We start from the raw sequence: 15145 nt of genomic DNA, 5'->3' as shown, positions 1-15145 counted from the left end.
CTGCAATGATGTAAGCCTTTGACCGTAGAAAAACGCTCGTCGTAAACGCGACTAAAGGCGTACGAAAAATCCTTTCAGCTGTTCCTTTAACGACAAATCCCGGACAAAAAAATGCCCGGCAAGCCGGGCAATTTTTTACTTCGCGTCTTACAGGTTGTAGCCGCGTTCGTTGTGTTGTGCCAGATCGAGACCAACCGACTCTTCTTCCTCGGTCACACGCAGACCCATTACGGCGTCCAGGACCTTGAGGATGACGTAGGTGACGATCGCGGTGTAGATGACCGTGAAGCCGACGCCTTTGCATTGAATCCACACTTGTGCACCGATGTCGGTGACAGTGCCGAAACCACCCAGAGCAGGAGCGGCGAAAACACCGGTGAGGATCGCACCGAGGATACCGCCGATACCGTGCACGCCGAAGGCATCCAGGGAGTCGTCGTAACCGAGTTTGCGTTTCAGGGTAGTGGCGCAGAAGAAGCACACCACGCCTGCCGCCAGACCGATCACCAGTGCGCCCATCGGGCCGACAGTGCCGGCAGCCGGGGTGATCGCCACAAGACCGGCAACCACACCAGAAGCGATGCCCAGTGCGCTTGGCTTACCGTGAGTGACCCATTCGGCAAACATCCAGCCCAGTGCAGCAGCAGCGGTCGCGATCTGGGTGACCAGCATCGCCATGCCAGCGGTGCCGTTGGCCGCAGCAGCGGAACCGGCGTTGAAGCCGAACCAGCCGACCCACAGCATCGCGGCGCCCATCAGGGTGTAACCAAGGTTGTGCGGCGCCATCGGCGTGGTCGGGAAGCCTTTGCGCTTGCCCAGTACCAGGCAGGCAATCAGACCGGCAACACCGGCGTTGATGTGCACCACGGTGCCGCCAGCGAAGTCGAGTACGCCCCAGTCCCACATCAGGCCGCCGTTACCGGACCAGACCATGTGCGCGATTGGTGCATACACCAGAGTGAACCAGATGCCCATGAAGATCAGCATCGCGGAGAACTTCATCCGCTCGGCGAACGCACCGACGATCAAGGCCGGAGTGATGATCGCGAAGGTCATCTGGAAGGTGATGAACACCGCCTCAGGGAACAGCGCTGCAGGCCCGGTAATGCTCGAAGGCGTGACACCGGCGAGGAACGCCTTGCCCATGCCGCCGAAGAACGAGTTGAAGTTGACGACGCCCTGTTCCATGCCGGTGGTGTCGAACGCAATGCTGTAGCCATAAATGACCCACAGGATGCTGATCAGACCGGTAATGGCGAAGCACTGCATCAACACGGAAAGAATGTTTTTCGAGCGAACCATGCCGCCGTAGAACAGCGCCAGGCCGGGAATGGTCATGAACAGCACGAGGGCCGTCGAGGTGAGCATCCAGGCTGTGTCGCCGGAATTGAGGACTGGGGCCGCCACTTCGTCTGCCGCCATTGCAAGGCTTGGCATTACGATGGACAACAGGGCTCCTAGCCCTGCGAATTTACGCAGAGTCATATTGTTTTCTCCTGGGGCGTTGGGTTTGTGGCGGCGCTTAAATCGCGTCGGTATCGGTTTCGCCGGTACGGATGCGAATCGCCTGTTCCAGATTGACCACGAAGATCTTGCCGTCACCGATCTTGCCGGTGTTGGCCGCCTTGGTTATCGCTTCGATAACCCGATCCAGATCCTTGTCGTCGATGGCCACGTCGATTTTCACCTTGGGCAGAAAATCGACCACATATTCCGCGCCGCGATACAGCTCGGTGTGACCCTTCTGCCGGCCGAAGCCTTTGACTTCAGTAACGGTAATGCCCTGCACGCCGATTTCGGACAGCGACTCGCGCACGTCGTCCAACTTGAACGGCTTAATGATGGCAGTGACTAGCTTCATGAAAACTCTCTCCCGAATTGGTGGACTTGCCCCAGGAAAACAAACCCGACTCAAGTCTAAGCGCAGTGCCTGGCTTTGTAACGCATCGTCGGCCATACCTGCCCGACTGACGCCAGCTAACCGCTGCTGACGAAACTCCCCGCTTCGTCTGCCGCACTGCATTCGTCACAGCGACTGCATCAGTGCATGGGTCAAGAGTGACTAAGCAGAAACCTTGCCATCTCGGCAAAAACCTCTGATTTCAATCCCTTGGCCGCTACCGCAAGCACTCGCGTGCAAAACGCTTCGCGGATACGCACAACAACGGTGCGTCGCCGTCCGTCCGCCTGCGCGAAAAGCGTGCATCCCTGACGACGAGATTGACTATAGACACTGCGTGATACACTGCCGGCCATTGTTTCCAGGACATTTCCCATGCTCGCGCCCAAAGACTTCCTCGACGCCCTGAGCGGCACCGCTTCCCGCCTGTTCAGCGGCGACACCCCGCTGCCAAAAGCCGAAATCGAAAGCCAATTCAAGATGCTGCTGCAAAGTGCCTTCAGCAAACTCGATCTGGTCAGCCGTGAAGAGTTCGATAGTCAGATGGTGGTGCTGGCCCGTACACGCGCTCGCCTTGAAAGCCTCGAAGCGAAAGTTGCCGAGATGGAAGCGAAGCTGACACCGCCCGCCGAGTAATCCCGCAATCCCCCTGTAGGAGCTGCCGAAGGCTGCGATCTTTTGATCTCCAGCCCTTCAATCATCTCGGCAACGTCCTACAACCTGAATGACCACCGTCCGATTGCGTCGAAAATCCCAGGTTTCTAAGCTCACCCGATGCTGAATGTTCAGCACCGGGTTTGGCGACCTGGATCGAATTCGACGCAATGCAACTAAATTCACAGAGAGGTTTTTTCTCTCAACGAATTATGGCGGCTTTGCGTGGGAGACCTCAGGGTCTGCCGGTTTCGAATTCACCGGTTCGCCAACCCGCGCATAGCTGCCACCCTTTTCGTTTGGCGACGAACAGAAGCAGTTTTCTTCACTTGAATTCGAGAACTGAACCATGGACGAAAACTACCTGACACCTAGCATCTTCACCCGCCACAAACTCCCCCTCCACGCCCTCCTCATCCAGAACCAACCCTGGTTCTGCGCCCGAGACCTGAGCCGCCTGCTGCACATCTATCTCAACGAACGCATACTGCGAAAACTCGACCCCGACCAACACCAAACCCGCAAAACCCTCATCCACAACCAAATCGAAAACACCCTGCTGATCAGCGAATCCGGTATCTACGCCCTTCTCGTCTACCACTACTGCCCCGAATACCGAGCCCTGCGCGAATGGCTCACTCACCAAGTCATCCCCACCCTGCGCGACACCCAACACCCCACCACAAGCGAACGCCCACAACTAAGCCTGCTCAATTGGCCGGATATGTCGTTGAGTGTGCTGCACTGGAATAACCAGCCGTGGATACGGTTGCAGGATGTGCCAAACATGGTGACGGAGCGAGAACAGGTAAACCGCACGATTGTGAACTCATGGTGGAGAAAGGCTCTTCAATTGATCTGAATTTTTGCGTTGCAACCTCACCAACGGTCATTTCAGTGATACCACTGAAATGACCTTTTTTGTGTCTCCGTTATCTCCGCCCCCCTACTCCGAAATCCTCCACTCACAGAAGTAACGTCCTACAAAACGCGTCCCCCACGTCTGATTTCGCTGCCCCCTCTCTGCTGGCTATCTTCTGCGACCAGATCCAAACAGATGAAACAATGAGAAGAAAAGGCAAAGCAACGGATCTTCGTAACCAGACATTCAGATCAAACTCGCGAAAGATCGCCTACAAATTCTTTCTCAAGGACATTGCCCCGAAAATCCCAGATATTGATGCAGCAGCGGTCAAGTTTGAGCCAATTACCCCAGCAGCGATAAAGCAATACTTTCTCTGGGAGGGGCCAACAATTTTCCCTTGGGATGACGTTGCAGACTGGAAAAGTAAAGATGCGAAAGGTCTGGATTTGGCGATATGGTACAAACAGATTCTTTGCGGCATGTGCTATGCGACCCCGCGCGCAAGCTCTATCTGCTTAAAGATTGTTCTGTTGGAAGGGCATCCGGACAGGGCGCACCCGCTTCGCGGCAGGATCGCGCCGATTGCTCTGCTTGTCGCAGATCACTATGCGCGAGCGCTAGGATGCAAAGAAATCGAGATTCAGGATCCTGATACGAATATTGTTTTTTACTACCGGAAACTGGGGTTCGAATTCGACCATACCAACCGGCTTGTCATTTCTGTGGACGGCCAATAACATCGAAATCAACAACCCAATCGCACGAGGTGCGTATGAGCCCAAAAAAGCGAAAGGCAAAGCTTCTTCAGATTGTTGAACTACATCTCGAAGCACTCCGGTTGGCTGGGGATATGTCAGCCAACCAACGGCGATTTATTGAAGTTGCTGTTACATGTGGGCCAGAGCTTGAGCCAAGCGGCCCGCTGGCCGGTAAAAGATCCTGAGTCAAAAATAAAAAGGCGTCCATAGGACGCCTTTTTTGTGTTTGGAGGAGTAGTCGCAGCGATTCTTTAGCTCCTGGCTTTGCAACCATGGGTTCAGAATCCGACGAGCTGGCCCGTCGTCACTACTTCAGAGAAACCAGCTTTCTCTGCTGCCAAAAATGCGGGGGAGCTTTTACTGGTGCCCAGTCCCGACGAATGCGCAGTTGCAGTCCTCGAGCGGGAGGATCCGTCAATGCCGGGCGAGAGTCAACGCTCCAATTCAGGCAAGCAGTGACAGCCCATCGGGTCTTGATACGTCTTGTAAACCTCTATTTCAGCACTGAAACCCGGCTCAACTACCCTTAAAAAACCCGCAGGAAGCGGCCCCCCGATTCAGCTCAAGGAACGACCATGTCCCTCTCCATCGTCCACAGTCGCGCCCAGATTGGCGTGGATGCTCCCGCCGTCACTGTCGAAGTTCATCTGGCAAACGGTCTGCCCTCCCTGACCATGGTCGGACTGCCCGAGGCGGCGGTGAAGGAGAGCAAGGATCGGGTACGCAGCGCGATCATCAATTCCGGGCTGCAGTTTCCGGCGCGGCGGATCACTTTGAATCTGGCGCCGGCGGATCTGCCCAAGGATGGCGGGCGGTTTGATCTGGCGATTGCCTTGGGGATTTTGTCGGCGAGTGTGCAGGTGCCGTGTCTGACGCTGGATGAGGTGGAGTGCCTCGGAGAGCTGGCGTTGTCCGGCGCGGTGCGGCCGGTACGCGGCGTGTTGCCAGCGGCACTGGCGGCGCGCAAGGCCGGACGGGCGTTGGTGGTGCCGCGAGCGAATGCCGAGGAGGCGTGTCTGGCTTCGGGGTTGAAGGTGTTTGCGGTGGATCATTTGTTGGAAGCGGTGGCGCATTTCAATGGGCATACGCCGGTTGAGCCCTATGTCTCCGACGGACTGATGCATGCCAGCAAGCCTTATCCCGACTTGAATGAAGTGCAGGGGCAAGTGGCGGCGAAACGAGCGCTGCTGATTGCTGCTGCGGGAGCGCATAACCTGTTGTTCAGTGGGCCGCCTGGGACGGGTAAGACATTGTTGGCGAGTCGCCTGCCGGGGCTGTTGCCGCCGCTGGCCGAGAGTGAAGCACTAGAGGTGGCGGCGATTCAATCCGTCGCCAGCGGCGTGCCACTGACCCATTGGCCGCAGCGCCCCTTTCGCCAGCCGCATCACTCGGCGTCAGGCCCGGCACTGGTCGGCGGTTGTAAAACACATCGATAAATGATAATTCACGTTGAAATATGATAAATTATTTTTTTAGGTGAGAATTCTCTTAGGCTTTTAGTGGATTTCGTTCAAGCGCTAGCGGAGGATTCAGCGGTATGGGAAATCCTCGGGGTTAGAGAGGTGAGATTTATCGATAACGATCCTGCATCGATTACCCTCGAATTTTTCTGTTTTAGTCAAGATTCCATCTTTGGTCAAACTAAACGTCTTGTAAGGTCTTTTCATTTGCCGTTCACTGCATTAATCCACGTTCTCCCTGGATCTTCATGGCAGCACGGCCGACAAATAAGTAAAAATTTACGATGGAGTAAAATGCGCGTAATAGATCCACGGCGATCTCAAATTATAAAGTGTAGAAAAAATTATACGACCGAAGATATCAAGTCCAAAATTTCGCGTGCGAGCAACCCTCACAAATCATTCATGACTCTGACAAATTATGTACTGTGCAAGGGCTCATTCTTTAAAGTTCGGATCCCTTGCGCAGAGCTGTTCAGGCATTTCATGTGCCCGACGAAGAGATACGCAAAAGCGATAATCACTGGGGAATTTGATATCTATGCAAACTCTAATCACCCATGCCATCCAGTAGCAGGTCTTACGCCTCGCGAGTCTGAAACGACAGAGTTTCTACTTTCGAGCCGTCGAGGCATACGAGCTGCGCGCTACCCATACAAAATGCTCAAACTTGGCAAAATCCTAACCGCAATGACCCACCAGCAATCCTCCTTGATTCTTTCAGCACTGCTGCCAACTGAAAGCGAAATCCTCATCAGAATGGCAGCTACCTGCGACGGCAAGAGCGACACACTTGCCATACAGCTTCACCGAAGCACACGAGTACTAGAACCAAACTAAATACGGATTAGGCGCTTGCTGCAGCATCAGTGAGTAAAGGCCTGACATAAGAAAAGTAAGTGGGCAGAAGCTTACGGATGTTTTAGAGGCTCAACGCAGCCAGAAGTTGATGCAATGGATAAAGAACAAAGGCTGCGTCAGTGGAATGCGTCGTTTAAGAGTTCGGATTGCAAACTAGTCTGCTCTGGTCGTTTAGCAGGACAGGGGTTAGTGGATGCGGAACAAGAGTTTCTACACGCCGAGTACCGCTAATACTATCGTGCGAAAACCGAGCTTCTTGAAAAATGCTAAACGAATACTCGACAGCGCCAAAGGATAGATGCTTTTCCGGCGGCTCAAACTCTTCATGGAGCACGACTGTTCTCACGTTCGCAAATGTCCTGCCATATCTATTTCTGCTCTGCCAGCTTTAGTGCCTAGTCTCCTTCAATACTGAGATGCCTTAATGTGCTTTCCAGCTTGGCATCCCAAGTAACACCTAGTCGGGGGCGACTGATGCGCCCCCTTCACCATACGTGCGTAGAGACACATGGACATCAACAATAAAGCCTGTATAGAAACGGATGAAGTTTCAGGATTGCCGCTCTAGGCGATGGACATCTATAAGACGGGCTACCCATCCGAGTCTTCGACAATACTGGCTATATATTTCATTGCACTAATGCTGATTAGCTCAGCAGACCACGACCAGAAACTCCCCATGAAGCTATAGACTTACTAACCTTTAGCCACTCAGAATCAATTATTTCGTCCACATGGGCCTTTGACAACTTCGGCGATAAGCTATTAACATATTCTACACTTTGCCTTAAAAGGCCATCTCCGAACCCAGGGCAAAGTTCAGTATCAGGGTCGACATCCTTGAATTTTTCCCAATAATTATCATGATGTGCCCTATCGTTCGCTAACGCATCTCCTACAGTTAATCCAGCTTTATGGTCCGGATAAGCCCTAAAAGAAATATTCTCTAATTTATGGACTAAGCTATTTTTGAGCTTTTCTTTGTGTAGAGCATCCAATACTTTCCAAGGGATTATATTTTCAACCTCATGACAGTCCAACACCTCTAAGTATCTCCTACCTTTATACCCGGGATCTATATATTTGAACCGAGTAGCAGTGCTTCCTAATGGCCACTTCGGATGAAGTTTGTCGCTGTCGATATAGCATGTAAAAAAGCGCAAACCGGAATCTAATCTGTTAAAACAGTCGTAAGTCGTGCTGCCTCCGCCAGATAATATTTCAATATTAACCTTGAGACTATGCAGGTTTTTAATCTGAAGGTAGGTTTTCGCTCCCCACGAATACATTTCCCCGTCATGATCGTTTTCTGCTAACAATATAGGTTGCTGTGTCGAAGTACTGTCTCGAAATTTAAGATAACCTACATTCAGAACTCCATCCGAATAACTTAGAGCATGTTTATCTTCGAAATTTACAGACACATGAAAATCAAACTGTTTATATAGGTATGCGTATTCAGTGCTTTGACTAATTAACGCATTTAGCGTGCGCTTTGTGAAATGCCCAAACTCATCAACATGACTCAGCTCTTTAATGGTTGCTGCATGCATCCATATTAGATGCTTACCCTCGCCATGAGACTTAATAACATTCTCTAATGCAATGATTTTATCTTCGCGATCTATGTGCAAGTCTAGCTTGCTAGGAATATTAATTATCATATTCGGGAGACAAGAATCCAACAGGCCAGTTGACGAGATAACCGCTTTCATCAAAACCGGCAATTTGAGTTTCGGTTATGCCATCGTCCAATTTTTGAAAAAGCGTTATATTTACCGAAGATTCTGGAATTTCTTCCTCTCGAATAGACTCACCGATAGCATCAATAAGATGCTTACTATGCGTTTCTATTACAAAATATAAATCCGACCTTTTGGTTATACTCATAACTCTTGCTAGTGATCTGCCGAATTTATACTGAAGCGCGGGATGCAGATGAAGCTCGGGCTGCTCTAGAACAATTATTCTCGGTACAGATTGTTGCGACACCCTAATTTTCCTAGAGCGCCCTGAGGACACAGACTCTAACCAAATCGAAACTATCACCGGAAGAATTTGAGAGTAGCCAAATCCCATATCACTGATATTATGGAACTTTTTATCTTCTTCCTCACGAATAAGAAGCTCATAGTGAAGTCCATTTGATAGCAGCTTCAGCTCAAACCCAAAATATTCCAATATCCATCTACTCAACTGGGCTTGCTCTATAGATTCCAGAGAGTTGATAACCATAGGCAGATTTCCACCTGTATGATCGACTTCGTCTACTCTTAAATCCTGATATCGATAGAAGCGTTCTCCCGCAGCTCTAAGAGGCCCTTGATATCTTACACCAGAGAAGAACTCACTAAACAGCTTGTCTGCAGAGGCCAACAACCTATCCAAGCCTTTTGTCATGAGTAGAGTAAAGCTTATTTCAGTAATTTTTTCGTGTTCTGTTTCTAGGCTTTTCTGGAAGTGTTTGTCTTTAGAAAATGTGTTAGTTATTTTTTTACGCAGTTCATCATATGGCAATATCGAGAGCTCTTCACATTCCGAACGTAAACGAGCTGTTTTTTTCGTACCGTGGTGAAAACTCGAAAGATACTTTACTAAGTAATTAGTTGCTTCAACTGGAATGGGATTAGTGATCGAATAATGTTTAGCGAGAGTCTCATTCTTTACTTCGCGCAAACCACGGATAGCTAATGGAAACAACGACCCATGCTCCGTAATCAACTTTCCGCTGAACGTGAACTCCATGTCATATTTAGTGTTCGTCGCCAACACAAGCTCTACCGCATCGTTATTATAGATCAATTCTATTCTTGTATTATCTATAACAAATGAAAGCCTTGTTTTTAACTGCTTCTCCGCAACCTTACTGATAGATATACTTACACACACGTCGTATGCCGAGACTTTCTTATGAAATCCCGTTGTATGAAGAAACGCAACTAAAGCCCAACCCTCTTCTTTTTCATCAATTTCAATCCTGGTATTGAAATCAAAAGATATTTCCTTACCTCCATCGTGAAGTGCAGTATTGAAATCTCCAAAATCGACTAAGTCACCAAACCATAAAATTGGTGACTTAGTATTTGCCTGTATTGACTGTCGCAACAAAGGAAACGTACGTAAGAATGTACTTTTCCCACAACTATTTTTGCCTACAAAAATATTTATCGGCTTGATTGGGATTGGCGTCTGGTGTTCCCCAAAACTTCTAAGCTGGCGAGTTCCCAGTGAATAAATTTTTTGCATTCTTAGCTCCCTATTAAATAAGTCCAGATCGCATATTGATAAAGTTTTATAACATACCTACCAACCAGATCTAGCCTCTTAATGCGTCACTCTCCTAAAGTTCTTTGCGCCTCCCACAAGAACTGGACCCCCCATGTAGAATTCAAAGATCTAATCCGACCGCGCCGATGCCCCTTACAGCTTGACTTTTCATTGCTCCGCTCGCAGAACAGGCTGGTTGTACTCACGTCGTTGGCGTCACCGATCATTGCGTGGGTGGTGCGCATGTGGACTGCCAACGACTGGTGAGCCAACAAATACGTTTCCGATACAGAAGGAACCAATCTGGCTACCATCCCAAGTGATGGGCATCCATATATCCAGTATCGCCTGAGAATAATCGCGTTTATTGAGCTCAATCCTGAGCATAATCGCAGAAGTTCCCGAATCTAGTCGAAACAATTTTCGCTTCCGCATTCATATAATTAAGGCTTCCAGGACCCCACGGTGGCATTCATTCCCAAAACCTAGCAAACAGAGCGTGGGGGCCCCTTAAGCTCAACGGTTGATAACTTTGATAGGGACACGCAGAGGCAATGGTGTGTTGACCCAGTTGCTCTGTGCTAGTGCGCGCATGCCGGCAGCCCGCACGCGCAGGTCGCCATCGAGTGATCGTATGGTAACGATGATGTGCACCGGCAAAGCTTCAGTAAGTGAAGGCTCATACGCGCGCAGAAGCGCAGTGGCCTGAAGTCCCCAGATCTTTCCGGCAACTCCTCGCGTGAAAGCCTTTCGATGAACCTTTACCGGAGACCATTTGTTTCCATTTGAGATCTGTGCGGTTTCGTAGCCGCTCTGACCTTCCTCGCTCTCCATTGGGACTTTGCCGGTAATGTTGTCGCCTTCAATTGTTCCAAAACTCAACTCAACGTTCGCCCGTACGTACTCACTACCTGCATTCGGATCCAGCGGCGGAGCGTAAACGGCCGTCATGATGATCTCACCACGGAACTTCTCGTCCTCGATCAGAACATCAGGCATTGGATAAGGCGACTTCCTCCAGCGCATATTTCCTGGTACCAAATTCGCTTGAAAAACCAAGGTGAAGCAGTCGTCCGAATCGTAGAGCGCCCTCAGCACATCATCGGGTCGGCCAGCACCAAAGTATCGACGCTGGTAAGAGTCATAGTCCGGTGATGCTAGTTGCGCCGAATGGATCATCAGCGCTTTTACCAACGACGGCGACGGGCTGGGATTGGGACGTCCTGCCAGAGCCTGCCAAGCATGAGCAGCCATGCACGAGGCCAGCGGGGCGGCATAGCTCGTACCGAACGAGGAGTACAAATGCCCCTGCGGTGCCAACACTTTTAGACTCGACGTACCAGCAGACCATGGAGCATGGACGCCACCTCCAACATGGGTGAGGTCGGGTTTAGGTGTGAACACAGGACCAGGCCCGCAGCGTGAATAAGGAGCTGGATTTCCAGCGGCTGTGAGGCCGTCGGTAGCATCAATGTGCGCTACCGAAGCCACTGTCAGCGAGCGCACGGACTCACCAGGGGTGGAAATCCTGTCCTTGAGTTCCACAGGGGTCGGCCAATTACGGCGCGGGAGTTCATTGTAATTCCCCGCTGCAACGACAAATAGCACCTGGTACTTGTCGCTCAACTCATCGAGCGTCATCGACAGGTCGCTGAAGCTGCTCTCATCGCAAGGATCCCCACCCACGGAAAGGTTCCAGATTTTCACATCAGGTCTTCGGCGCACAGCCTCCTGAAGCCGCAGCTCCAAGTCACTCATGTGGGCACCGGTTGCCTCAAGCGCGCAGACGTCATGAATGAAAGCTGGCGTCGTCGGAATCCAAGCGTGTTTGTCGTTGTAGAAAGAGCCCGCAGCGATAAGCGATGCCACCGCAGTACCATGCTCATGATTAGTGTCAGGCGGAAGCACGTATATGTCCTGCGACTTCACGAAGGCCGCAATGGGCGATCGATCTCTGCTTACCCCAGTGTCGAATACCGCCACGGTCGGCAGTGTCACTTCTGGAGAGGAAGCTTCAGTAGCACTGGTGCCGCTTTGCGGCACGACTACCGTGTTTTCCGGATGGTAGAAAGGTTCGGCATAGATCGTACGAATTCCCGGAAAGTCCAGGAGCACATCGAGCCCATCGCCGCCAATCCCGTCCAGGTCCGGGATACCAATTATAGGCAGCCCACGGCCTTGAGCGATCTCGATAAAAGGAAGTGAAAGCGACTTGAGCGTATTCAGAACAGACTGGTAGTTCAGCTCGTTCAGCCTGTCGTGCTGATACTGGAACAGCCTCATAACAGCTCGGCCGTGTTCAAGCAGTTGCTTGCTACCCTGAGGATTGCGACGCTTACGATCCCAGGGTTCAATCGATTCTATCGCGCTGAGGTTGCAGCGAATGGTTCGGGTATCGCGTTTGAGAATAACTCGATTGAACTCGGTAAAGCTGCTTGAAGTAGCCCCCACAAGCATCTCATCGATTCTGGCATGACCGGCCGGCTCCAGCTCAGCTTCTTGGGCAAGCTGAACGGGTCGGTGGCTCTTTGCGATACCGGTATCACGGAGTTTGAGGACAAGGTGAGAGAGCGATTGTGGATAAAGGGTCTGCTCGCGAGAAAGCGCAGTAGTGGCTCTAAACAGCGCCTTCGAAAGAGCGGCTCGGTATGCGCCATCGACGACTGCGAGCTCTGTGCCCCCACCCCCGCCCCCCCGCTCTATCGAGGAAAGGTCTTTTGCCTGGAATGGAATGTGGATGAAAGGGTTATCAACCCTCGCACTCAACGACTCCCGCGCGGGTACATTCTTCCGAGCCACTGCCGAACCCCTCCTTGAGAATTTTTCTTATTTGCCTAGTCGACAGGCCGTACAGTCTTCCAAGCGTCCTCAGAGAGAAGTACTTGGGCGCCCATCCATTAAGCCACTGAATTTCTGACTCGACACTAGATAGCACTCGGCCAGTACCTAGCGCAAGATTCAAACCTAGTCTGCGCAGAAGTTCGTCTTCGTCAATGGACGACTGATTTGAAAGAACGACCGCTCTTTTGGTGTCAAGGCACACCTGTTCGATATTAGCCCCGGTTATCCCCTTAGAAATTTTGGCTAGGTTGTCAAAGTCTAGGGCGTCCGAGCTGAACGGCTCCAAGTACTGCTTCCAAAGCAATTTGCGCAGCCGCCCATCCGGCTCAGCCATGGGAATACGGAAGCTAAAGCGACGCCATATAGCAGGATCGAGTAACTGGTCATGGTTGGTAGCCGCCACGATGATGGTGCTTTCGGGGACCGCATCGATGTTCTGCAACAACGAAATCACCACCCGCTGCAGCTCTCCTACATCCCGCTCGTTGCCGCGAGCACCGGCAAGCGCATCGAACTCGTCCAGAAAGAGAACGCATGGCTGTTGCTGTGAGTATTCGAAAACACGGCGCAGATTCCGACTGGTCTGACCAAGAAGACTGCTGATCAGGGTGTCACAACGCACAGTCAGCAATGGCAGTTCCAAGTGCGCAGCAACATATCGCGCAAGCTTGGTTTTACCCGTTCCAGGAGGTCCGTAAGTCAGAAGGCGGCTAGCTGTAGCAGCCCCGACACGCGCCAGATCATCAAACCGGCGGATGTTGGCCAGAAACTCGTCCACTCGGCTCGCAACGGCGCTCGAAAGCAGAAGCGACTCCTTGTCCACCACCGGCCGACTCACATCCACCGTATGCAAATGGCTTTCGCCGTCAGTGGGCAAGTTAGTCAGGCTGAATCCGTTGGCGGCATCCTGAGCGGTTGCCAGCGCAGTGGGAGCACGTGCCAGTCGCTCTCTAATCATGCGCGCCTGGCGCTTGTCGCCATCGCCCTCAAGCTTGTCGGCCAAAAGGCCGGCATAGTTTGAAGCCATGCTGGCATTCGCCTTGAGGGCCCCGTCCAGGATCTTCAAAATTTCAGAGAGGTATTCCACGGAATGATTCGCTCACGGGGTAAACTGTTTCACAATAGCGCGACAGTGTAGCGTATTAGATATAAATCGTTACGCATTTATGCATTATTGATCCGCCCCGACTACGCCTACTGAAGGGTACGGTTCTCCGTCTATACCCTGGTGCTAACATTCCGGAGCCTTGTACTTTTATACCTTTGGTGGTGACCAGCAGCCCCCTTCGACAATCTCACGTCTCGCGGCTTGCAACGACCGGTCCATGACTACAACGACTTCAAACTTGACCGGCGAAGGACTTCAGCCATGCACTAACTTCTCGAAGGCGTGAAGATCAATGCACTCGCCCCCAAGCGCGGCATTAGGACTGTCGATCGGTATGTGTGCGGGAGCGGAAAAACGCGAGTGGCGACCCTATTTGAGCAGCTTTCCACTGTAAGCAAGCCCTTCTGGCAACATCCCTCTTTAAGCCTAGCAAGGCACCGAGAGTCGAGCCTGAGACCGTCATCCCAGCACCCTGTAGATAAAATGCCGCAGAGGCGACCTCCTCAGGCGGAGGTATATAGGGTCGGGTATCGAGATATTGATCAACCTCTATGCGCAGCCAGTACGGCATGCTCGAAAAAGCATCCGTGAGGCGTGAGCGAGTGAGCTTTGCCGACCAGCAAATCTCATGGAAGCGCGAGGGCCAATCAACCAACAGTGCCATTGCAGCTAGAAGCAACGCATATCGCACCTCCAGCGGCTGATACTCAAAATCCAAACGGGCTATAGGATCAATTTCCATACCAATGGTCCCGCCTAGCTCTGAGCGCATTCGTGCGCCGTGTCTCCCGCATATCAGTCCGAGAAGAATTCGCAACCCAGAAAAAAAAGTAAGGCTCATCGGCTCCGGTCGAAGGGAGCCATCCCAGTCCCCAAGCTGGACTGTACGAGTCATGGCGAGTAGTGACTGACCGGCTGCACTATCCGCGCAGCCAGTGTGCCTAGACGGGGTATCACCTAACCTGAAAAAGCATTTACTGCAGATACTCAAAGCGCTCTCAGGAATAGATTTTGAGCGACCGATGCCGTGCTGATGGAAAATTACTGGCGCACCGCAGGAGGGACAGTTCTGCTCCAGCAAGCAATCATGCGTTGCGCATACAGTACTCAATGCAAGCCGCCAATGGCGCCGGTAGTAAGGCACCGTATCCAGCTTCAAGCAAAGAGGACAGAACTGAATTCCCGCCCTTCGACGGGTACGGTGATAGAGCCCCGTCGGCAATAAAAAAGTTACATCCCCGCTGAACTGAAAGTTTTCAAAAATCAGCCCCTCATAGCAGCACAAGGTAAAGTTTTTCAACTCATCTAAGGAAACTCTGAAAAAGGCTTCCAGATTTGGTGAAATACCCGCCTCACAGGAATCGAACGGTTGAGTCCCGATGAAACAGATGTCCTTCGCCGATGCTGAGTACGCCGGCAAACGTAAGCAGA

Annotated in this window: 10 protein-coding genes and 1 pseudogene; 4 read left to right on the top strand and 7 right to left on the bottom strand. The window is 51.6% G+C overall.

From position 1 onward, the window contains the following. Positions 1-147: 147 nt before the first annotated feature. Together IEQ42_RS19000 and glnK are read right to left on the bottom strand one after the other, a co-directional pair. Entirely contained in the window at positions 148-1485 is a 1338-nt protein-coding gene (locus tag IEQ42_RS19000) for an ammonium transporter (RefSeq protein WP_210704678.1), read from the bottom strand. Between the two features lie 37 nt (positions 1486-1522). Further along, positions 1523-1861 (bottom strand): P-II family nitrogen regulator, encoded by a 339-nt coding sequence (glnK, locus tag IEQ42_RS18995; protein ID WP_002555808.1) that lies wholly within the window; start codon positions 1859-1861, stop codon positions 1523-1525. Between the two features lie 414 nt (positions 1862-2275). Between glnK and IEQ42_RS18990 the strand changes: the two genes are divergently transcribed. From IEQ42_RS18990 to IEQ42_RS18975, 4 genes and pseudogenes are all read left to right on the top strand, one after another. Next, positions 2276-2536 (top strand): accessory factor UbiK family protein, encoded by a 261-nt coding sequence (locus IEQ42_RS18990; RefSeq protein ID WP_007920416.1) that lies wholly within the window; start codon positions 2276-2278, stop codon positions 2534-2536. Positions 2537-2903: 367 nt separating this feature from the next. After that, a complete protein-coding gene (locus IEQ42_RS18985; protein WP_210704677.1) occupies positions 2904-3416 on the top strand; it encodes a BRO-N domain-containing protein in 513 nt (170 codons plus the stop codon). Between the two features lie 203 nt (positions 3417-3619). Beyond that, the gene (locus IEQ42_RS18980) at positions 3620-4156 is read left to right on the top strand and encodes an N-acetyltransferase (RefSeq protein ID WP_210704676.1); all 537 of its coding nucleotides are present in this window, start codon (positions 3620-3622) and stop codon (positions 4154-4156) included. A gap of 596 nt (positions 4157-4752) precedes the next feature. After that, positions 4753-5595 (top strand): annotated as a pseudogene (locus tag IEQ42_RS18975) (YifB family Mg chelatase-like AAA ATPase); the annotation flags it as partial. Positions 5596-7145: 1550 nt separating this feature from the next. Here the strand turns inward: IEQ42_RS18975 and IEQ42_RS18970 are convergent. The 5 genes from IEQ42_RS18970 to IEQ42_RS18950 all read right to left on the bottom strand — a co-directional run. Beyond that, positions 7146-8162 carry a hypothetical protein gene (locus IEQ42_RS18970; protein WP_153356095.1) on the bottom strand — a complete coding sequence of 339 codons (1017 nt, stop codon included), beginning with the start codon at positions 8160-8162 and terminating at the stop codon, positions 7146-7148. Further along, positions 8152-9744, bottom strand: coding sequence for an AAA family ATPase (locus IEQ42_RS18965; RefSeq protein WP_153356092.1), 1593 nt, complete (start codon positions 9742-9744; stop codon positions 8152-8154). Before IEQ42_RS18965 ends, IEQ42_RS18970 begins: the two co-directional genes overlap by 11 nt. Positions 9745-10281: 537 nt before the next feature. Then, on the bottom strand, positions 10282-12564 hold the full coding sequence (gene iteS, locus IEQ42_RS18960; protein WP_210704675.1) for a S8 family anti-phage peptidase IteS: 2283 nt from the start codon (positions 12562-12564) through the stop codon (positions 10282-10284). After that, a complete protein-coding gene (iteA, locus tag IEQ42_RS18955; RefSeq protein ID WP_210704673.1) occupies positions 12515-13693 on the bottom strand; it encodes an anti-phage ATPase IteA in 1179 nt (392 codons plus the stop codon). Before iteA ends, iteS begins: the two co-directional genes overlap by 50 nt. Before the next feature lie 337 nt (positions 13694-14030). Next, positions 14031-15145 (bottom strand): TniQ family protein (locus IEQ42_RS18950; protein WP_210704671.1); only part of this gene is annotated, 1115 nt, incomplete at its 5' end.

The organism is Pseudomonas iridis, assembly GCF_017980685.1.
Lineage (GTDB): Bacteria > Pseudomonadota > Gammaproteobacteria > Pseudomonadales > Pseudomonadaceae > Aquipseudomonas > Aquipseudomonas iridis.
The sequence above is the reverse complement of the archived record's forward strand: the minus strand, read 5'-3'. Positions and strand labels throughout refer to the sequence as shown.